The organism is Streptomyces sp. NPDC001401 (genome assembly GCF_042895385.1).
Lineage (GTDB): Bacteria > Actinomycetota > Actinomycetes > Streptomycetales > Streptomycetaceae > Streptomyces.
This window is the reverse complement of record NZ_JBIAWI010000001.1, coordinates 1,625,795-1,646,366: the sequence shown is the minus strand read 5'-3', so window position 1 is coordinate 1,646,366 and position 20,572 is coordinate 1,625,795. Positions and strand designations below refer to the sequence as shown.

Annotated in this window: 12 protein-coding genes and 1 pseudogene; 5 read left to right on the top strand and 8 right to left on the bottom strand. The window is 70.9% G+C overall.

Going from position 1 to position 20,572, the window contains the following annotated elements; genetic code table 11:
* Positions 1–7 precede the first annotated feature (7 nt).
* Complete coding sequence (locus ACFY10_RS07560) at positions 8–4,954, top strand: NAD-glutamate dehydrogenase (protein ID WP_390664083.1); 4,947 nt, start codon at positions 8–10, stop codon at positions 4,952–4,954.
* Between the two features lie 93 nt (positions 4,955–5,047).
* Here the strand turns inward: ACFY10_RS07560 and ACFY10_RS07555 are convergent, their stop codons facing one another.
* Together ACFY10_RS07555 and ACFY10_RS07550 are read right to left on the bottom strand one after the other, a co-directional pair.
* Positions 5,048–5,884, bottom strand: a complete 837-nt coding sequence (locus ACFY10_RS07555; protein ID WP_390664082.1) for an ABC transporter ATP-binding protein — start codon at positions 5,882–5,884, stop codon at positions 5,048–5,050.
* The gene (locus ACFY10_RS07550) at positions 5,877–6,791 is read right to left on the bottom strand and encodes an ABC transporter permease (protein WP_390664081.1); all 915 of its coding nucleotides are present in this window, start codon (positions 6,789–6,791) and stop codon (positions 5,877–5,879) included. Before ACFY10_RS07550 ends, ACFY10_RS07555 begins: the two co-directional genes overlap by 8 nt.
* 277 nt (positions 6,792–7,068) lie before the next feature.
* Here ACFY10_RS07550 and ACFY10_RS07545 point away from each other — a divergent pair, with 277 nt between their 5' ends.
* Entirely contained in the window at positions 7,069–7,695 is a 627-nt protein-coding gene (locus tag ACFY10_RS07545; RefSeq protein ID WP_390664080.1) for a TetR/AcrR family transcriptional regulator, read from the top strand.
* 77 nt (positions 7,696–7,772) lie between these two features.
* Positions 7,773–8,417 (top strand): response regulator, encoded by a 645-nt coding sequence (locus tag ACFY10_RS07540; protein ID WP_390664079.1) that lies wholly within the window; start codon positions 7,773–7,775, stop codon positions 8,415–8,417.
* Between the two features lie 84 nt (positions 8,418–8,501).
* On the opposite strand, the gene galE is transcribed toward ACFY10_RS07540, so the two are convergent.
* Entirely contained in the window at positions 8,502–9,482 is a 981-nt protein-coding gene (gene galE, locus ACFY10_RS07535; RefSeq protein ID WP_390664078.1) for a UDP-glucose 4-epimerase GalE, read from the bottom strand.
* Positions 9,483–9,565: 83 nt separating this feature from the next.
* On the bottom strand, positions 9,566–10,849 hold the full coding sequence (locus ACFY10_RS07530) for a glycosyltransferase 87 family protein (protein ID WP_390664077.1): 1,284 nt from the start codon (positions 10,847–10,849) through the stop codon (positions 9,566–9,568).
* A 212-nt stretch (positions 10,850–11,061) separates the two neighbouring features.
* Between ACFY10_RS07530 and ACFY10_RS07525 the strand changes: the two are divergent.
* Positions 11,062–11,541 (top strand): annotated as a pseudogene (locus ACFY10_RS07525) (glycosyltransferase family 39 protein); the annotation flags it as partial.
* 980 nt (positions 11,542–12,521) lie between these two features.
* Here the strand turns inward: ACFY10_RS07525 and ACFY10_RS07520 are convergent.
* On the bottom strand, positions 12,522–13,025 hold the full coding sequence (locus ACFY10_RS07520; RefSeq protein ID WP_390664076.1) for a MarR family winged helix-turn-helix transcriptional regulator: 504 nt from the start codon (positions 13,023–13,025) through the stop codon (positions 12,522–12,524).
* Between the two features lie 125 nt (positions 13,026–13,150).
* Here ACFY10_RS07520 and ACFY10_RS07515 point away from each other — a divergent pair, with 125 nt between their 5' ends.
* Positions 13,151–13,564, top strand: coding sequence for an organic hydroperoxide resistance protein (locus ACFY10_RS07515; RefSeq protein WP_361270992.1), 414 nt, complete (start codon positions 13,151–13,153; stop codon positions 13,562–13,564).
* Positions 13,565–13,626: 62 nt separating this feature from the next.
* Here ACFY10_RS07515 and ACFY10_RS07510 read toward each other — a convergent pair whose 3' ends face one another.
* From ACFY10_RS07510 to ACFY10_RS07500, 3 genes are all read right to left on the bottom strand, one after another.
* Positions 13,627–15,858 carry a CDP-glycerol glycerophosphotransferase family protein gene (locus ACFY10_RS07510; protein WP_390664075.1) on the bottom strand — a complete coding sequence of 744 codons (2,232 nt, stop codon included), beginning with the start codon at positions 15,856–15,858 and terminating at the stop codon, positions 13,627–13,629.
* 5 nt (positions 15,859–15,863) lie between these two features.
* Positions 15,864–18,062, bottom strand: coding sequence for a CDP-glycerol glycerophosphotransferase family protein (locus tag ACFY10_RS07505; RefSeq protein WP_390664074.1), 2,199 nt, complete (start codon positions 18,060–18,062; stop codon positions 15,864–15,866).
* Positions 18,063–18,213: 151 nt separating this feature from the next.
* Entirely contained in the window at positions 18,214–20,418 is a 2,205-nt protein-coding gene (locus ACFY10_RS07500) for a CDP-glycerol glycerophosphotransferase family protein (RefSeq protein WP_390664073.1), read from the bottom strand.
* Positions 20,419–20,572 lie beyond the last annotated feature (154 nt).

Here is a 20,572-nt window from a genome sequence, read left to right as displayed (position 1 = left end):
GAGGACAATGCAGACCAAGCTGGACGAAGCCAAGGCCGAGCTGCTCGAGAGGGCTGCCCGGGTAGCTGAGAACAGCCCGGTCGGGGGGCACCTACCGACTGGGACGACGGACGAGAGCACCCCCGACCGGGACACCGTGCTCGCGTTCCTCCAGCGCTACTACCTGCACACCGCCCCGGAGGACCTCAGCGGCCGCGACCCGGTCGACATCTTCGGAGCCGCGCTCTCGCACTACCGGCTGGCCGAGAACCGCCCCCAGGGCACGGCCAACGTGCGGGTCCACACGCCCACGGTGGAGGAGAACGGGTGGACGTGCAGCCACTCCGTCGTCGAGGTCGTCACCGACGACATGCCCTTCCTCGTCGATTCCGTCACCAATGAGCTGACGCGGCAGGGACGTGGCATCCACGTCGTCATCCACCCCCAGGTCATCGTCCGCCGGGATGTCACCGGCAAGCTCATCGAGGTGCTCAGCGCGCAGCCGGGCGGCGATCTGCCGCACGACGCGCACACCGAGTCCTGGATCCACGTCGAGATCGACCGGGAGACCGACCGCGGCGACCTCAAGCAGATCACCGCCGACCTGCTGCGCGTCCTGTCCGACGTCCGCGAGACCGTCGAGGACTGGGACAAGATGCGGGACGCGGCGCTGAGGATGGCCGACGAACTGCCCGAGGAGCCCGTCGCCACCGAGCTGCGTGAGCAGGACATCGAGGAGGCCCGCGAGCTGCTGCGCTGGCTGTCCGCCGATCATTTCACCTTCCTCGGCTACCGCGAGTACCAGCTGCGGGACGACGACTCCCTGGCCGCCGTGCCCGGCACCGGGCTGGGCATCTTGCGCTCCGACCCGCAGCACGCCGGGGACGACAGCCACCCGGTGAGCCCGTCCTTCGAGCGGCTGCCCGCCGACGCCCGCGCCAAGGCCCGCGAGCACAAGCTCCTGGTCCTGACCAAGGCGAACAGCCGGGCCACCGTCCACCGGCCGTCGTATCTGGACTACATCGGCGTCAAGAAGTTCGACGCGGACGGCAACGTCGTCGGCGAGCGCCGCTTCCTCGGTCTGTTCTCCTCCGCCGCCTACACCGAGTCCGTGCGCCGGGTCCCGGTCATCCGCCGCAAGGTCGAGGAGGTTCTGGAGCGCGCCGGCTTCTCGCCCAACAGCCACGACGGGCGCGACCTGCTGCAGATCCTGGAGACGTACCCGCGCGACGAACTCTTCCAGACCCCGGCCGACGAGCTCGAGTCCATCGCCACCTCCGTCCTGTACCTGCAGGAGCGCAGGCGGCTGAGGCTGTACCTGCGGCAGGACGAGTACGGGCGCTACTACTCGGCTCTCGTCTACCTCCCGCGCGACCGCTACACCACCGGCGTCCGCCTCAGGATCATCGACATCCTGAAGGAGGAACTCGGCGGCATCAGCGTCGACTTCACGGCCTGGAACACCGAGTCGATCCTGTCCCGGCTGCACTTCGTGGTCCGTGTCCCGCAGGGCACCGAGCTGCCGCAGCTGTCCGACGCCGACAAGGAGCGCATCGAGGCCCGTCTGGTGGAGGCCGCCCGCTCCTGGGCCGACGGCTTCGCCGAGGCGCTGAACGCCGAGTGCGGCGAGGAGCGCGCCGCCGAACTGCTGCGCCGCTACAACAACGCCTTCCCCGAGGGCTACAAGGCCGACCACACCTCGCGTGCCGCGGTCGCCGACCTCGTCCACCTCGAGCACCTCAGCGAGGCACAGGCCCACAACGGCCAGGACTTCTCCCTCAGCCTGTACGAGCCCGTCGGCGCCGCCCCCGAGGAGCGCCGGTTCAAGATCTACCGCAAGGGCGAGGCCGTCTCCCTGTCCGCCGTGCTGCCGGCCCTCAGCCGGCTCGGCGTCGAGGTCACGGACGAGCGGCCGTACGAGCTGCGCTGCTCGGACCGCACCACCGCGTGGATCTACGACTTCGGCCTGCGCATGCCCAAGCTGCAGAACGGCAGCGGCGACTACCTCGGCGACGACGGCCGCGAGCGTTTCCAGGAGGCCTTCGCCGCCACCTGGACCGGCAAGGCGGAGAACGACGGCTTCAACGCGCTCGTGCTGAGCGCCGGGCTGAACTGGCGGCAGGCGATGGTGCTGCGGGCGTACGCCAAGTACCTGCGCCAGGCCGGTTCCACCTTCAGCCAGGACTACATGGAGGACACCCTCCGCAACAACGTCCACACCACCCGGCTGCTCGTCTCGCTGTTCGAGGCGCGGATGTCACCGGACCGGCAGAGGGCCGGGCACGAGATCGTCGACGCCCTGCTCGAAGAGGTCGATGCGGCCCTCGACCAGGTCGCGAGCCTCGACGAGGACCGGATCCTGCGGTCCTTCCTGACCGTCATCAAGGCGACCCTCCGTACGAACTTCTTCCAGGAGGCGGCGGGCGGCAAGCCGCACGCGTACGTGTCCATGAAGTTCGACCCGCAGGCGATCCCCGACCTGCCGGCGCCGCGCCCGGCGTACGAGATCTGGGTGTACTCGCCGCGCGTGGAGGGCGTGCACCTGCGCTTCGGCAAGGTCGCGCGCGGTGGTCTGCGCTGGTCCGACCGGCGTGAGGACTTCCGGACCGAGATCCTCGGCCTGGTCAAGGCGCAGATGGTGAAGAACACCGTCATCGTGCCGGTCGGCGCCAAGGGCGGCTTCGTCGCCAAGCAGCTGCCGGATCCGAGCGTGGACCGGGACGCATGGCTGGCCGAGGGCATCGCCAGCTACAAGACGTTCATCTCGGCGCTGCTCGACATCACCGACAACATGGTCGCCGGCGAGGTCGTGCCCCCGGCCGACGTCGTACGGCACGACGAGGACGACACCTACCTGGTCGTCGCCGCCGACAAGGGCACCGCCACCTTCTCCGACATCGCCAACGGGGTCGCGGAAACGTACAACTTCTGGCTCGGCGACGCCTTCGCCTCCGGTGGCTCGGCCGGTTACGACCACAAGGGCATGGGCATCACGGCCCGCGGCGCCTGGGAGTCCGTCAAGCGGCACTTCCGGGAGCTGGGCGTCGACACGCAGAGCGAGGACTTCACGGTCGTCGGCATCGGCGACATGTCCGGTGACGTGTTCGGCAACGGCATGCTGCTGAGCGAGCACATCCGCCTGGTCGCCGCCTTCGACCACCGGCACATCTTCATCGACCCGAACCCGGACGCGGAGACCTCGTACGGCGAGCGCCGCCGCATCTTCGAGCTGCCGCGCTCCAGCTGGGCCGACTACAACACCGAGCTCATCTCCACCGGTGGCGGCGTGTTCCCGCGTACCGCCAAGGCGATCCAGCTCAACTCGCACATCCGCGAGGCCCTCGGCATCGAGGGCAAGGTCTCCAAGATGACCCCGGCCGACCTGATGAAGACCATCCTCCAGGCCCCGGTGGACCTGCTGTGGAACGGCGGCATCGGTACGTATGTGAAGGCCAGCACGGAGACCCAGGCGGACGTCGGCGACAAGGCCAACGACCCGATCCGGGTCGACGGCGCCGACCTGCGCGTCAAGGTCGTCGGCGAGGGCGGCAACCTGGGGCTGACCCAGCTCGGCCGGATCGAGTTCGCACGGCACGGCGGCAAGATCAACACGGACGCGATCGACAACAGCGCGGGCGTGGACACCTCCGACCACGAGGTGAACATCAAGATCCTGCTCAACGGCCTGGTCGCCGACGGCGACATGACCGTCAAGCAGCGCAACAAGCTGCTCGCCGAGATGACCGACGAGGTCGGCGCGCTGGTCCTGCGCAACAACTACGCGCAGAACACGGCGCTCGCCAACGCGCTGGCCCAGTCCAAGGACATGCTCCACGCCCAGCAGCGGTTCATCCGTCACCTGGTACGCGAGGGCCACCTCGACCGGGCGCTGGAATTCCTCCCCGCCGACCGCCAGATCCGTGAGCGCCTCACCTCCGGCCAGGGCCTCACCAGCCCGGAGACGGCCGTCCTGCTGGCGTACACGAAGATCACGGTCGCCGAGGAGCTGCTGCACACCTCGCTGCCGGACGACGCGTACCTGCGCAGCCTGCTGCACGCGTACTTCCCGACGGCGCTGCGCGAGAAGTTCCCCGAGCACATCGACAGCCACCCGCTGCACCGCGAGATCGTCACGACCGTCCTGGTCAACGACACGGTCAACACAGGCGGTACGACCTATCTGCACCGGCTGCGCGAGGAGACCGGCGCCTCGCTGGAGGAGATCGTGAGGGCGCAGACCGCGGCCCGCGCGATCTTCCGCTCGGCACCGGTGTGGGACGGGGTGGAGGACCTCGACAACCAGGTCGAGGCCGCCGTCCAGACCCGTATCCGGCTGCATTCGCGCCGCCTGGTGGAGCGCGGCACGCGCTGGCTGCTCAACAACCGGCCGCAGCCGCTGCAACTCGCCGAGACGGTCGAGTTCTTCGCCGAGCGCGTCGAACAGGTCTGGCAGCAGCTCACCAAGCTGCTGCGCGGCGCGGACCTGGAGTGGTGGCAGCAGATCTACGACGAGCTGACGGGCGCCGGCGTCCCGGACGAGGTCGCCACCCGGGTGGCCGGGTTCTCCTCCGCCTTCCCGGCGCTGGACATCGTCTCGGTGGCCGACCGCATGGGCAAGGAGCCGCTGGACGTCGCCGAGGTCTACTACGACCTCGCCGACCGTCTGCACATCACCCAGCTCATGGACCGCATCATCGAGCTGCCGCGCGCCGACCGCTGGCAGTCCATGGCCCGCGCCTCCATCCGCGAGGACCTGTACGCGGCCCACGCGGCGCTGACCGCGGACGTCCTGGCGGTCGGAAACGGCACCTCGACCCCCGAGCAGCGCTTCAAGGCGTGGAACGACAAGAACGCCGCGATCCTGGGCCGGGCGCGCACGACCCTGGAGGAGATCCAGGGCTCGGAGACGTTCGACCTCGCCAATCTGTCGGTGGCGATGCGGACGATGAGGACGCTGCTGCGGACGCACTCGTAGGCGGTACGTCTTCCAGCACGTCTTCTACGACGAAGGGGGCGCCCCGGGCCGGATCGGCTCGGGGCGCCCCCTTGCGTGCAAAAGACGCAGTGCTCAGGCGGCCTTCGGCTTGGCCTTGTCGGCGCCGCCGGTGAACTCCTCGTACGCCACCATGACCTCCTCGGTCGGGCCGTCCATGCGCAGCTCGCCGCGCTCCAGCCACAGGACCCGCTCGCAGGTGTCGCGGATCGACTTGTTGTTGTGGCTGACCAGGAACACCGTGCCCGCGTGCTTGCGCAGTTCGCGGATGCGCTCCTCGGAGCGCCGCTGGAAGGAACGGTCGCCGGTGGCGAGCGCCTCGTCGATGAGGAGCACGTCGTGGTCCTTGGCGGCGGCGATGGAGAAGCGCAGCCGGGCGCCCATGCCGGAGGAGTACGTGCGCATGGGGAGGGTGATGAAGTCGCCCTTCTCGTTGATGCCGGAGAAGTCGACGATGTCCTGGTAGCGCTCCTTGATCTCCTCGCGGGACATGCCCATGGCGAGGCCGCCGAGGAAGACGTTCCTCTCGCCGGTCAGGTCGCCCATGAGGGCCGCGTTGACGCCGAGGAGGGAGGGCTGGCCGTCGGTGTAGATGTGGCCGTTCTCCACCGGGAGAAGGCCCGCGACCGCCTTGAGCAGCGTCGACTTGCCGGAACCGTTGGTGCCGATGAGACCGATGGCCTCGCCCTTGTACGCGACGAAGGAGACCTTCTTGACCGCGTGCACCGTGCGCACGCCTGCCGCCTTCTCGGCCTGCTGGCGGCGCAGCATGCGGTTGAGGGCGGCGGTCGCGGAGCCGCGTCCGGCGCCGGTGCCGTTGACCCGGTAGACGATGTCGACGTTGTCGCAGACGACGGTGGGGATCGTGCTGTCCGCGGGCACGGGGGTCCGCTCGGTGATGTGCTCAGCCACGGCCGTACGTCTCCTCAGCCTTCCAGAAGTAGATGAACCCGCCGACGCCGGCGAGCAGGGCCCAGCCCGTCGCCGCCGCCCACACGTGCGGGGGCAGCTGGTGGGCGTGGAAGCTGTCGATCAGCGCGTAGCGCATGAGGTCGATGTAGACGGCGGCCGGCTGGGTCTGCAGGGCGAGCGTCACCCAGTGGGGCAGGTGGTCGTTCTTGGTCAGCTTGTCGATGCTCCACATGACGCCCGAGACGTACATCCACGTGCGCAGCACGAACGGCATCAGCTGGGCGATGTCGGGGGTCTTCGCACCCATCCGCGCCATGATCATCGAGACGCCGGCGTTGAAGGTGAACTGCAGCACCAGGGCAGGGATCGCGAGCACCCAGGAGAAGGCGACGGGCACGCCGAAGCAGAGCAGGATGACGACCAGGGCGGCCATCGAGAACAACAGCTGCTGCAGCTGCTGGAGGCAGAAGGAGATCGGCAGCGCGGCCCGCGGGAAGTGCAGTGCCCGGACGAGGCCGAGGTTGCCGGAGATCGCGCGGGTGCCCGCCATGATCGAACTCTGGGTGAACGTCCAGATGAACACGCCCGTGACCAGGAACGGGATGTAGTCCGGCACGTGCCGCTTGGTGCCGAGCAGGACGCCGAAGATGAAGTAGTACACCGCCGCGTTCAGCAGCGGGGTCATGACCTGCCAGACCTGGCCGAGCTTCGCCTGGCTGTACTGCGCGGTGAGCTTGGCGGTGGCGAAGGCGGTGATGAAGTGACGCCGATCCCACAGCTGCCGCACGTACTCGGGCAGAGAGGGGCGGGCACCGCTGACCGAGAGGCCGTGGCGGGCGGCGAGGGCCGCGAGGTCGTCGTCGGCCGGGGCCGGCGTCGGGGGCGGTGTGTCGAGGACCTGGCTCACATCCGCTGCTTTCACTCGGGGGAGGGGGGTGCGGGCGCTCGGCCCGTCGGCCGGACGGTCCGTTGCCCGGCGTTTCCTTACGCTTCTCTTCACGTTCTCTTACGTCGGGACGGGACCGTATCGTCGCAACGTGAGCGTAGGCCGAATCGGCGTCGGAACGCAACCGTTTCGTCGTAACGTGTTCGTCGGTCGGCGGCGTCGGGACGGCACCGTTTCGTCGCAACGCCACCCGCGTCAGGACGCAACCGTTTCGTCGCAACGCCCTATGCTGGTCCGCATGACGACGAACGCCGACGAGCCCCAGACGCGTCCGCGCCGCCGAACCCCCGCCGGGGCGGCCGTACTCCGGGAGGACGTGACGGAAGCCATCCGCGCGGCCGTCTTCGAGGAACTCGCGGCCGTCGGCTACGCCCGGATGTCCATCGAGGGGATCGCGCGCCGCGCGGGCGTCGGCAAGACCGCGGTCTACCGCCGCTGGCGCTCCAAGCTGCACCTGGTCCTCGACGTCGTCTCGGCGATCGCGGTGATGGGCCTGCCGACGCCGGACACGGGCTCCCTGGAGGGCGACCTGCGGCTGCTGTACGAGGTCACCTCCCGCGCCCTGCGGCACCCGGTGGCCTCGCAGATCATCCCGGACCTGCAGGCCGAGGCGGCCCGCAATCCGGAGATCGCCGAGGCCATGCAGAAGACCCTGCGCGAGGGGCAGGAAGGCGTGGCCCTCAAGATCATCGTGGCGGCGGCGCAGCGCGGTGAGATCAACGGGCACCTTGACGAGGACCTGGCGCTCGACCTGATCTCCGGGCCCCTGTACTGGCGCTCGGTGGTGATCCGCAGCCCGAAGCTGCCGAAGGACTACCTGGCGGCGCTGGCGCGGGCCACCGCGGAGGCCCTCAAGGCGCTGTGAGTAAGCTGCGGTCCCCGGCCGCCGGCGGCCGAAAACGAGTCGCCGCGTGCGGTGACCGGAGTTGAGGCGGAACTGCCGTGAGAGTCGTGATCGCAGAGGACAACGCCCTGCTGCGCGAGGGCCTCGTCCTTCTGCTGACGTCCGCCGGGCACGAGGTCGTGGCCGTTGCCGGCACCGGACCGGAGGTCCTGCCCGCGCTCCTGGAGCACCGTCCCGACGCCGCCGTGCTCGATGTGCGCATGCCGCCCGGCTTCCGTGACGAGGGCCTGCGCGCGGCGCTCGAGGCACGCGCGCAGATCCCCGGGCTGCCGGTGCTGGTGCTCTCGCAGTACGTCGAGGAGTCGTACGCCGCAGAGCTGCTGGCCGGGGGCGCGAGCGGGCTCGGCTACCTCCTCAAGGACCGTGTCGGCCGGGTCGACGAGTTCCTCGACGCCCTGGAGCGGGTCGCCGCCGGCGGTACGGCTCTCGACCCCGAGGTCGTCACCGAACTCCTCACCCGCCGCAAGGACTCGCCCCTGGACTCGCTCACCCCGCGCGAGCGCGAGGTGCTGACGCTGATGGCCGAGGGCCAGGACAACGCGACCATCGCCAAGACCCTCGTCGTCACGGAACGCGCGGTCCACAAACACATCGGCAACGTCTTCCTCAAGCTGGGCCTGCCACCGAGCGACAGCGGCCACCGCCGGGTGCTGGCTGTGCTGACGTATCTGAACAACCGGTAGCTTCAGGCTCCCCGGCGGTGCAGCCGCCGCGCGAGGGCCGCCGGCTCCGGAGTCCGCAGGACCCATTCGCCGAAGCCGCGCAGGCTAGCTGCGCGCCGCCCCCGGATGCAGTCGTACCCAGCCCTCCCAGGCCGACGTGATCATGTCCTGGACGTCGTGCTTGGCCTTCCAGCCCAGTTCGGCGGCGGCGCGGTCGGCGGAGGCGACGACGCGGGCCGGGTCGCCGGGGCGGCGTGGGGTGACCGTCGGGGGGCGGTCGTAGCCCGTGATCGCGTTGATCCGGTCGATCATTTCGCGGACGGAGACGCCCTCACCGCGGCCGATGTTGAGGGTGAGGTCGCGGCCCGGCGAGGACTGGAGCGCGTGGGCGGCTGCCACATGGGCCTCGGCCAGGTCCATCACGTGGATGTAGTCCCGTACGCACGTCCCGTCGGGGGTTTCGTAGTCGTCGCCGAAGATGCGCGGGGGCGCGTTGTCGGTGAGTTTCTCGAAGACCATGGGGATCAGGTTGTGGACGCCGGTGTCCGCGAGTTCGGGGGCCGCTGCGCCCGCCACGTTGAAGTAGCGGAGGGAGGCTGTGGAGAGGCCTGTCGCGCGGGCCGTCGCGCGCACCAGCCATTCACCGACCAGCTTCGTCTCGCCGTACGGCGAGATGGGCTGACAGGGCGTCTCCTCCGTCACCAGGTTCTCGTCCGGCAGGCCGTACACCGCCGCGGAGGACGAGAACACGAAGGACGCCACGCCGGACGCCGTCACCGCCTCCAGGACGGTGCGCAGGCCCTCGACGTTCTCCCGGTAGTACTCCAGGGGCAGCTCCACCGACTCGCCCACCTGCTTCTTCGCCGCCAGGTGGACGACCCCGGTGACGTCGTGGACCGCGAGGGCGCGCCCGACCCGCTCGCCGTCCAGCGTCGATCCCACCACCAGCTGCACACCGCGCGGCACGCGCTCGGCGATGCCCGTCGACAGGTCGTCGTACACCACGGCCCGCTCGCCCGCCTCGATCATCGCCCGGACGACGTGCGCCCCGATGTATCCGGCGCCGCCGGTGATCAGCCAGGTCATGTGCGGCCGTCCCCTCGTCAGTTGGCCCGTGGTGGTGCGGTAACAGTGAAGCAGGCGGCGCAGTCCCGCGCCGAGAACGGTTCCTATGCCCCGGAAGGCTGGGGCAGGCGGCGGGCGACCGGGCCCGGTTCGCGCGCGGGCGCGGGGGTTGCGGGTACCGGGCGGGTGGAGCGCCACAGGCGGGTGAGGGACAGTACGGCCGCTGCGGCGAGCAGCCCGTTGCGGGCGAGCATCAGCGCGCAGCCCGTCCAGGTGCAGGCCCTGACCTGGTCGTACAGGACCGGATAGGCGACAGCACTGATCGCGGTCGCGGCCAGGATCAGGGCGGCCACCGGGCGCTGCACGGTGTGCCGCGAGGTCAGGCACACGGCGGCCAGGCCCAGCAGCCAGATCATGTACTGGGGGCTGATCACCCGGCTGGTGACGGTGAACAGCAGTACGGCGCTCAGGGCGGCGTCGTACGGCGTGGCGGGCGTCCAGCGCCGGGCCCGCAGCCGCCACAGGAGCAGCAGTCCGAAGGCGACCGCCGTGAGCGCGAGGGAGATGTGTGCGACGGTCCGGACGTGCGGTCCGGTGAACTCGAGCGCGCCGTACTGGTAGCGGACCTGCCCCGGCCACCCGGCGTGCGTCGCGAGGGCGAGTGCGGTGCCGCCGAGCGACTCGATCTGCACGCCCCGCCCGCCCTGTTGGCGCAGGAAGGAGAACGGGTGGGCGAACAGCGCCGCGAGGACCGCGAGCGACCCGGCACCGGTGACGGCGGCCCACGCCCACGCCGAACGCGTCGTGCGCCCCCGCGGGGTGCCCAGCAGCACCAGCGCCGGCCACACCTTCACCAGGGCGCCGAGCGCCGCGAACACCCCGCACGCACGCGTGGAGCGCGGCAACGTCAACAAGGCGATGACGGCGAAGGCCGTGACCTGCACGTCGTAGCGGGCGAGGGGCGTGTGCAGGAGGAGCGGGAGGCCGCACACCCACATCGCGGCCCCGAGGAGCCTGCGGCCGGGGCGGATGCCCACGAGGGCCAGCGCCAGCGTGATCGCCGCGTCGGCGGCGAGGGTGAGGACGACGAACGCCTGGAAGTACGTCAGGCCCGGCAGCAGCGCGGGCGACAGCAGCACCGCGCCGGCGCCCGGCGGGTACTGCCACAGCGGGTCGTGTGCGGGGAAGGCGCCGTGCGCGAGGATGCCGTACCAGTGGTGGTACAGGCGCCACACCTCCCGTGCGACCGAGCCACGGCCGAGCAGGGGCACCGCGTCGTGCGCGAGCAGCCACAGCATCAGGGCGCGGGTGGCGAGCCAGGTGGCGGCGAGGGCGAGGAGGCGGCGTTTTCCGGCGGCGGTCATCACGGCGTTCGTCACGGCGTTCATCACCGCGGATCGTAAGCCGGGCGAATGGTGTATGAGTGCTAATACACCGTCAATCCTCGGTAAGAGCTTGCCAACCGCACAAAATCAGCCGTGTGCTGAGCGAGGACGCGGGGCGGGCGAACCGTCGGTGGGTGCGTGCGGAGGTCGTGGCCGTGGCGGTTCCCTCCGTCGTCATACTCGCGATCGGCCTGTGGGGACTCGACCGCGGCGGCATGTGGGGCGACGAGAGCGTCACCTTCCTGGTCGGGCGGCGCACGGTGCCGCAGATCTGGCAGCTGCTGCACGGCCTGGACGCCGTGCACGGCCTGTACTACCTGTTCATGCACGTCGTCCTCGCCGTCCACCCCGGTGAGGTCGTCCTCCGGCTTCCGTCCGTGTTCGGGGCTGCCGCGACCGCCGGTCTGGTCGCGGCTCTCGGCGCACGGCTGGTCCGGCCGCGGGTCGGGCTCTGGGCCGGGCTGCTGTACGCGGTCACCCCAGTGGCCGGCCACTACGCGCAGGAGGGGCGGTCGTACGCGCTCGTCGCGGCGGGAGTCGCGGCGGCGACGCTGCTGCTGGTACGGGCGGTGGAGGGGCGCTCGCGGCGCGGTTGGTGGTGGTACGGGGGTGTCCTCGCCGTGACCTGTCTGCTGCACGAGCTGGTCGCCCTGGTGCTGTGCGCGCACGCACTGACGCTGGCGCTCCTGCGGGTGCCGAGGAGGGTGTGGCTGGGCTGGGGCCGGGCGGCGGGGCTGGTGGGGGTCGTTCTGCTGCCCTTGGTGTGGGTGTCGCAGGAGCAGTCGGGGCAGGTGGGGTGGCTGGTGACACCCGGCTGGGACCAGGCGGGACAGCTGATGCGGGACTTCGCCGCCGGCCCGGAGGGGGCGGTGTTCTGGGTGTCCGTCGCGCTGATGGTGCTGGGGCTCGGTGCGGGGCGGTTGGCGGCGGTCGCGCTTCCGCTGCTCGTGCTGCCGCCGACGCTCCTGATCGCCGTGTCGCAGATCCGGCCGCTGTTTCACGAGCGGTATGTGCTGTACGCGTTGGCGGGGGCGCCGTTGCTGGTGGCCGCCGGCGCCGAGTGGGTGGCCGGGGTGGTGGGGCGCCTGCGGCTGGCGGGGCGTCGTGTGCCCACCCGTTCCGCCCTGCGGAACGACTGCCCACACGACGACCGGCGGAACGACTGCCCACACGACGACGACCGCCGGTGGACCAGTCGCCGCCTGCGCTACGGCCGTCTAGGTACCCTCACCGGTGTCCTGGCCGTCGCCCTCGCCTTCGTCCAGTGTCTCCCCCTGTACCGGCAGGACCGCACGCCGGGGCACCGCCCCGAGAACCTCGGTGCCGTCGCCGCCCGGGCCGCCCGTGACATCCGGCCCGGCGATCCGGTGCTGTTCCTGCCGTCGAACTGGCGGCTGACGGCGCTGACGTATCCGAAGGCGTTCCGCAGGGCCCGGGACATCGCGCTGCGGGAGTCCGGGCCGCGGTCGGGGACGCTGAGCGGCATCGAGACCACACCGGCGGAGCTGCGGCGCAAGCTGGCCGGCGTGGACCGCGTCTGGGTCGTCGGCCAGTCGAGGGTGCTGCGCTCGGGCCTGCTGCCGGCCAATCCGACCGAGCGCGTCAAACTCGCGGTCGTGGAGGAGCAGTTCATCGCCCGGGAGAGATACGTCAGCGGCCGCGTGACCTTCCTCCTCTACGTCCGCCGCCCCGCCGTCTCCGTCTCCGCCGCAGTGGCCGCGTCCAGCGCGCTGGTGAGTTCGTCGAGCCGGGACCGCAGCTCCCGGATCTCGTCCACGTCGAAGCCCGTCGCCGCGACGATCCGGCGAGGTACCTGAACCGCCTGGTCGCGCAGGGCGGCGCCCTCCTCGGTCAGTCGTACCTCCACCGAGCGCTCGTCGCGGGCGCTGCGCTCACGCCGTACCAGACCGGCCGTCTCCAGCCGCTTGAGCAGCGGGGACAGGGTGCCGGAGTCCAGGCGCAGGTGTTCGCCCAGCTTCTTGACCGGCAGCTCGCCGTGTTCCCACAGCAGCAGCATCACCAGGTACTGCGGATAGGTGAGCCCCAGGTCCTTGAGGATCACGCGGTAGACGCCGCCGAAGGCGCGTGACGCGGCGTTCAGGGAGAAGCAGATCTGCTGGTCGAGGCGGAGCCAGTCGGTCGTGGCTGCCGTGGGTGTGGTGGGCGTCGTGCTGCTCATGTCCCCCAGGATAGCTCTTGCGAGCCATTTAGTTGTGCACAATTGAATTGTGTGCTCTACTTGTGGTCGTGAGGCGGCCGCAAGAGAGCCGCCGGAGCAAAGTGACTCGAGAGGGATGGTTTTCCATGGACGCGCTCTACACCGCTGTCGCCACCGCCACCCACGGCCGTGACGGTCGCGCCGTTTCCAACGACGGCAAGATCGACCTGAAGCTGGCCCCGCCGGTGGAGCTGGGCGGCAACGGCGAGGGCACCAACCCGGAGCAGCTGTTCGCCGCCGGTTACGCCGCCTGCTTCGGCAGCGCGCTCGGCCTCGTCGGCCGCCAGGCCAAGGTCGACGTCACCGACGCCGCCGTCACCGCCGAGGTCGGCATAGGCAAGCAGGGCGAGGGCTTCGGCCTCAAGGTCACCCTCCGCGTCGAGCTGCCGGACACCGTGGACGAGGCGACCGGCCGCAAGCTGGTCGAGACCGCCCACCAGGTGTGCCCCTACTCCAACGCCACCCGCGGCAACATCGAGGTCGACCTCGTCATCGAGTAAGTCGAGCAAGTCCCCCGGATCACTCGACCTGCGCCGGCAGCAGCCGGCGCAGGTCGAGGCCGTCACCGCATCGAGTGAGCCCGCTCAGAGGCCGGAGCGGGCAGGACTGAGGCGGCCTGGGGCTGCGGCAACTTCTCGCCCAGCATCACCGTCCGCACGACGCGCTCGGCCGCCCGCCCGTCGTCGAACTCGCAGAACCGCTCCCGGAAAGCGGCCCTGAGCCCCGCCGACTCCTCGTCCCGCCAGGTCTCCGAGGTGAACAGCCACGCCAACTCCCGGTAGGAGCGCGACACATGGCCCGGCGCCTCGGCGGTGATGTCGAAGTAGGCGCCCCGGCTCGCCGCGTACGCGCCCCAGTCGTCGGCGTGGATCACGATCGGCCGGTCCAGGTTGGCGTAGTCGAACATCAGGGCCGAGTAGTCGGTGACCAGCACGTCGGAGGCGAGCATCAGGTCCTCGACGTGCGGCTCGTCCGTCGCGTCGACGAGCACGCCGCGCGCGTGCAGATCGGCGAGGCCGAGCCCGCGCGCCGTGCCGGTGGCGAGGGACGGGTGCAGACGTACGACGAGGGTGTGCCCGGCGCCGAGGTCCGCGGCGAACCGCGCCAGGTCGATCCGGTCGACGTGGCCGCCCCGGCGGTACTCGCGGCGGGTCGGCGCATACAGCACGACCGTGTTCCCGGCGGGGATGCCGAGTCGCGCGCGGACGGCCGTGGAGTGCTCCGCGGGCGGGTCGACCAGCACGTCATTGCGCGGACTGCCCGTCCGCAGCGAGGTGAAGTGGCAGGGATACGCCCGGTCCCACACCAGCTCGGAATGCCGGTTGGCGACCAGGCTCAGATCCCAGCGGTCGGCGCGGTGCAGCATCTTCGGCACGCTGAAGCCGTGCCGGGCGCCCGGCTTGGCCAGTAGGTCGGCGCCCATGTACTTGAGCGGGGTGCCCTGGTGGGTCTGGACGTGGACCTGGCCGGGGCGTTTGACCAGCGAGCCCGGCCAGTTGACGTTGTTCACCCAGTACGTGGCCCGTGCCATGACCGCGTGGTAGCGCCGCGAGCCCGGCGTCACGTGGTCGACACCGGGCGGCAGCGAGTCCACCGCGTCCTCCCGGACCACCCACACCCCGTGGATGTGCGGCGCGAGTTCGCGGGCCGTGGAGTGGATCGCGGCCGGATCGCCGTGCACACCCGCGTGGTGGGTCGCCGAGTAGACGGCCAGGCGCGGGTCGAGCGGGAGCCTCGACTGGGCGGCGTACCAGACCTGCTGGGCCGCCGCCGACGCCCTGCCCACCGTACGCCGCTTGCCCGCCCCGGCGATCCTGCGCAGACCGCGGACCCCGCGCAGTGCCGCGTACGAGACGTAGGGCGCGGTCGCCAGGAGCCGCATCTCGGAGCCGCGCGCGCCATCCGGCGGGGTGAAGCCCTCGGGACAGTGGCGGCGGTGGAAGGAGCGCATCTCGCGGTAGAAGGCGGAGCGGTCCGCGGGGGTCACCCGGTCCTCGCGGGCGATCACGAACAGCATGTGGTCCAGGGCCCGTTCGAAGAGGAGGGGGCGCGCCCAGGCGAGGTCGTCGCGCTCCTCCAGGAACGTGAACAGGCCTTCGTACTGCGGGAAGATGTCGAAGTGCCGCCGCCCCGGCGTCTTGGTGATCGCGCCCTGCCGCCGCTGCCGGTACTCCACGCCGATCCGGTCCAGGCAGGCGATGCGGTCGGCCAGGACCATCGACCGGTAGGTGACCGGCGCGTCCTCGTACAGGCCCGGCGCGTACTGCAGGTCGTGCTCCTGGAAGAAGGAGCGCCGGTACGCCTTGTTCCAGGCGACCAGGAACAGATGGACGTACTCCGGGCTCTCACGGAGGCTGAAGACGTCCTGTCCCGCGGCCGCCAGCAGGGCGGAGGCGTCGCTCGGGCCGCCCCGGCCCCACCAGTGGGTGCGTACGTGGTCGAAGACCAGGATGTCCGGGTCCTCGGCCGACTTCAGCCGGTCGGCGACCGCGCCCAGCAGGCCCGGCGTGTAGTGGTCGTCGCTGTCGAGGAAGAGGACGTAGTCGCCGCGTGCGCACTTCAGACCGGCGTTGCGGGCCCGGCCGAGGCCGACGTTCTCGGGCAGGTGCAGCACCCGCACCCGCTCGTCGCGCTCCGCGTACTCGTCGAGGATCGCACCGCAGCCGTCGGGCGAGCGGTCGTCGACGGCGATCACCTCGAAGTCCGGGTACGACTGTCCGAGCACCGAGTCGATGCACTCGCGCAGGAAGCCCTGCACCTTGAAGACGGGGACGATGATGCTGAAGCGGGGCACGGGTTTCAGTTCCTCACAAGGGCGGGGACCGGGGCCGGGGTGCGCTCGGCGAGCGGGATCACGGGCGGGATCGACTCGGGCGGTTCGCCGAGAAGTACCCGGCGGACGACGCGTTCGGCGGCGCGCCCGTCGTCGAACTGGCAGAACCGCTCCCGGAAGGCGGCCCGTGCCGCCGCGGACTCGGCTCCCGCCCAGGAGCCGTCGCTGAAGACGCGGGCGAGCTCCTCCGGCGTACGGGCCACCGGCCCCGGCGGGTGCTCCATCAGGTCGAAGTAGACGCCCCGGGTCTCCCGGTAGACGTCCCAGTCGTCCGCGTACACCACGACGGGCCGGTCCAGGTTGGCGTAGTCGAACATGATCGAGGAGTAGTCGGTGATCAGCGCGTCCGCGGCCAGGCACACGTCCTCGGAGGAGCGGTGGGCGGTCACGTCGATGATCCGGCCGGTGCTCCGCGCCGAGCCCTGGTCGTAGAAGTAGTGGGCGCGCAGCAGCACCACCACATCCTCGCCGGCCTGCTGGCAGAAGGCCTCCAGGTCCAGGCCCGTCTCGAAGCCCGTGTGGTAGTCGCGGTGCGTGGGCGCGTACAGGACCGCCGTCCTGCCCTCGGGGATCCCCAACTCCCGCCGGATACGGGCCACGTCGTCCGCGGTCGCCGTGTAGTACACGTCATTGCGCGGATATCCGTACTCGAGCGTCTCGTGGGCGGCCGGGAAGGCCCGCTCCCACATCTCGGTGGAGTGGCGGTTGGAGGTGAGGTTGTAGTCCCAGCGGTCGATACGGGCCAGCAGCTTGGCGAAGCTGCCGGTCGCCGAGGCCACCACGGGGTACGTCGCCTGGTCCACGCCCATCTTCTTCAGCGGGGTGCCGTGCTGGGTCGACAGGTGCACGCTGCCGGGGCGCTTGACGACGGCGTCCGCGAAGTTGGCGTTGTTGACCAGGTACTTGGCGCGGGCCAGTACGTCCCAGTACTCCGTGCTGCCGATGACCGCGTACTCGATGCCGTCCGGCATGGTGTGTTCCTGGTCCGGTTCGACCAGGAACACCGAGCGCAGGTGCGGGGCGAGTTCGCGGGCCTTGGCGTGGATCGCGGCCGGGTTGCAGGCATAGCCGCGGCCCCAATAGGCGCAGTACACCACGAGGTTGGGATCCAGTGGGCGGCGCAGATTGCGCGCGTACCGCAGGCGCGTGCGCACCATGCGGGGGCGCGGCAGGCGCTCGGCCGCCCTCGCGGCCAACTGGTTGGCGCCCCGCAGGGCACGGAACGCCGTGTACGCCCCGGTTGCCAGCAGCCGGTGCTGCAGGCCGAGACTGCCGCTCGGCGTCCGGTGGCCGTCGGGGCGGTGCCGGCGGTACAGCCTGCTCGCCAGCCGGAAGAAGGCGCGGCGCCGGCCGGACAGCCGCCGGGGGTGGGCCGCGGTCTTCAGTACGGCAGCGAAGAGCTGCTCGAACAGCGGGCCCGACCGGTCGTCGGACAGGCCCTGTTCGGCGGCGCGGGTGAGCACCAGGTCGGTCTGGGCGAGGAGTTCGAGGTGGTGCTCCCCGGGAAGGCCGAGCCGGTTGCCCTGCCTGCGCACCAGATGCCGTACGACGACCTGGCGCAGCACCGCGGCCTTCTCGGCCGTCAACGTGACCAGGCCGCCGAAGCCGACATCGGTGAAGTGGCCGTCGGGGAAGGCGATGTACTGCTCGGCGAGGAAGGCCCGGCGGTAGGCCGCGCTCCAGGCCGGGAGCTGCACGCCCGTCAGCTGGGGCACCTCGGCGGGCGAGAAGGCGCCCGCCGGTGTCCTCGGCAGGAGCAGCGCGGCCGGGTTGGTCGGCTCGCCCTCCCACCAGGGGACGCGCTCGTGCTCCACGTACAGGACGTCGACGTCGCCCGTCTCGGTGAGGCGGGCGTCCAGCGCCGTCAGTGCGCCGGGGACGAAGGTGTCGTCGCAGTCGAGGAACAGCAGATAGGTGCCGGTCGCCGCCCGCATCCCGGTGTTGCGCGCCCCGGACAGACCGGCCGTGGGGGGCGAGTGCACCGGGGCCACCCGGGAGTCCCGCTCGGCGTATCCGGCGACGACGTCCGCCGACGGCGTGTCGGGGCCGTCGCAGACCGGGATCAGCTCGAAGTCGCCGAAGGACTGCGCGAGCACGGAGTCCAGCGCCTGGGACAGCCGGCCTGCCACCCCATGGGACGGGACGATGATGCTGAAGCGGGGCATGCTGCTCTTTCTGTCGATGGTCTTGCGGGTACCCGGATGCGTCTCAGCCGAGGCGTCCCGGCCGCCCTGTGGGACGCCAGGTGGACGGCCGGCTCGGTGTGGGCCGCGACGGGCTGGAGGGCATGCGAACTCCCCGGAGTGAGAACGGCGTTCAGAGGCTGTCGGTGACGGTCACAGGACCGGTGGGTTGCGGCACGGTGGCTTGCGGGGAGCGTGCGCCGTTCGCAGCCGCGGAGGGCACGGGGTGGCGCTCGGCGAGCGGGGTCACCGGCGGGAGGGCGGTCTCGCCCAGGACGACACGGCGTACGACACGTTCGGCGGCGCGTCCGTCGTCGTACGGGCAGAAGCGCTCGCGGAAGGCGGTCCGCAGCTGGGCGGAGCGGGAGCCGCGCCAGTGGCCGGTGGCGAAGATGTCGATCAGCTCGTCCTCGCTGCGGGCGACCGCACCCGGCGGGCAGGCACGCACGTCGAAGTAAGTGCCGCGGGCTGCCTCGTACGCCGCCCAGTCGTCATCGGGGGTGTGGATCACGATCGGCCGGTCCAGGCCCGCGTAGTCGAACATCAGGGACGAGTAGTCGGTGAGCAGGACGTCCGAGGCCAGGCAGAGGGACTCGATGCCGGGGTGGCCGGTCACGTCGATGATCCGGGCACCCTGCGGGACGGGGCTCGGGGTGCGGGCGAGGACGACGTACCGGGGGCCAAGGCGGCGCAGGACGCGTTCCAGGTCCAGGGGAGAGCGCTGGGTGCGGCGGTGGTCGCGGTGGGCGGGGGCGTAGAGGATCGCGACGGTGTCCTCGGGGATGCCGAGCGAGGCGCGCAGGCGGGCGACATCCGTCGAAGTGGCCTTCTGGAACACGTCGTTGCGGGGACAGCCGTATTCGAGCGTGGTGTAGCTGCCCGGGTAGACGCGCTCCCAGGTGAGGGTGGAGTGGCGGTTGGCCGACAGGACGTAGTCCCACTTGTCGACGTCGGCGAGGAGCCCTTCGAAGTCCAGGTCACGCGCTGCGGCCGGGCGTTCCTGGAGGTCGAGGCCCATGTGCCCGAGCGGGGTGCCGTGCAGGGTCTGCACCAGGATCTGCCGGGGGCGCTTGACCAGGCGGGGCTCGAAGCCGGTGCTGCTGACGAGGTACTTGGAACGGGCCAGGGCCGTCCAGTAGGCGGCCGTGTCGGGGCGGGCGGTCCATGCCGTGCGGATGTGCGGCGCGAGAGCGCGGAAGGCCTCCTCCAAGGCGGCCGGACTGCAGCCGTGGTCGCGACCGTCGTACGCGGTGAAGACGGCACGGTCGGCACGCAGGGGGAGCCGGAGCTGGATGCGGTAGTGCAGACGCAGAGCCATCGCCCTTGCGGTGCGCAGGAGTTTCACGGAGAGCTTGACCGTGCGGCGGCGCGCGGCGGCCGTCAACTGCAGGGTGCGGTACGTGCGGTGCAGGCCCCAGCGGATCAGCGTGTGGCGGAGGCGGGACCCCGCGGCCGGGGTGCCGGGGACGCGGTAACGGCGGTAGTGGGCACGGGCCTTGCGCAGGAACTCGGCGCGGGAGCCGCGCGGCAGTCGGTCGCGGCGGGCGAACACCTTCGTCAGGTGGTCGACCATGCGGCGGAACAACACCGGCCGCCAGCGGGCGAGTTGGGGGCGCGCGTCGAGGAACGCGAAGACACGGTCGTACTGTCCGAAGAGGTCGAAGTGCTTACGGCTGGTGGTGGAGAGGATGCTGCCCTGGCGGCGCTGCCGGTAGTGCACGCACACCCGGTCGAGAGTCGTGATGGACTCCGCGGCCATCAGCACCGGGAACGTCCACGGGGTGTCCTCGTAGTAGCCGGGCGGGAAGGCGAAGCCCTCGCGCTCGACGAACTCCCGCCGGTACGCCTTGTTCCAGGCCACCATCAGCAGCTGCAGCAGGCCCGGGCGGTCCTCCAGGCGGAAGGGGGCCGGGCCCTGTTCGGTGAGGTGGGCGGCGGCGACATTGCGGACGGTCTCGCCCGACCAGTACGTGCGCGCATAGTCGTAGACGACGACGTCCGGCTCGCCCGTCTCCTTCAGGCGGTCGGCGATGGAGCGCAGGGCGTGCGGGGTGAGGGTGTCGTCGCCGTCCAGGAAGACCAGGTAGTCGCCGCTGGCCCGCTCCAGGCCGGCGTTGCGGGCGAGGCCCAGGCCCTGGTTCTCGGTCAGGTGCAGGGGGAGGACGCGCGGGTCGCGGGCCGCGAACTCGTCGATGATCGCGCCGCTCGAGTCCGGCGAGCAGTCGTCGACAGCAATCAGTTCGAGATCGGGATACGACTGCGACAGCACCGATTCCAGGCATTCGTGCAGATACGCCTGAACCTTGTACGCGGGGACGATGACACTGAACCTGGGCAAAGGACATCCATGGGTCGGCGCGGACGACAGGGCCTTGCCCGGGAACGGCCGATGGAGTGACTTGGTTACGGCGTCTGCGGCATACGGGGGATCCTGGGTGAACGAAAGGGGGCGGGACCGTAACGTCCCACCCCCTCAATCACGTTGTCCTACG

What these genes read in the sequence shown, in the direction of transcription:
- ACFY10_RS07560 (WP_390664083.1), top strand. Translation starts at nt 8, where the DNA reads ATGCAGACCAAGCTGGACGAAGCCAAGGCCGAGCTGCTCGAGAGGGCT.
- ACFY10_RS07515 (WP_361270992.1), top strand. Translation starts at nt 13,151, where the DNA reads ATGGACGCGCTCTACACCGCTGTCGCCACCGCCACCCACGGCCGTGAC.
- ACFY10_RS07545 (WP_390664080.1), top strand. Translation starts at nt 7,069, where the DNA reads ATGACGACGAACGCCGACGAGCCCCAGACGCGTCCGCGCCGCCGAACC.
- ACFY10_RS07505 (WP_390664074.1), bottom strand. Translation starts at nt 18,062, where the DNA reads ATGCCCCGCTTCAGCATCATCGTCCCGTCCCATGGGGTGGCAGGCCGG.
- galE (WP_390664078.1), bottom strand. Translation starts at nt 9,482, where the DNA reads ATGACCTGGCTGATCACCGGCGGCGCCGGATACATCGGGGCGCACGTC.
- ACFY10_RS07520 (WP_390664076.1), bottom strand. Translation starts at nt 13,025, where the DNA reads ATGAGCAGCACGACGCCCACCACACCCACGGCAGCCACGACCGACTGG.
- ACFY10_RS07530 (WP_390664077.1), bottom strand. Translation starts at nt 10,849, where the DNA reads ATGAACGCCGTGACGAACGCCGTGATGACCGCCGCCGGAAAACGCCGC.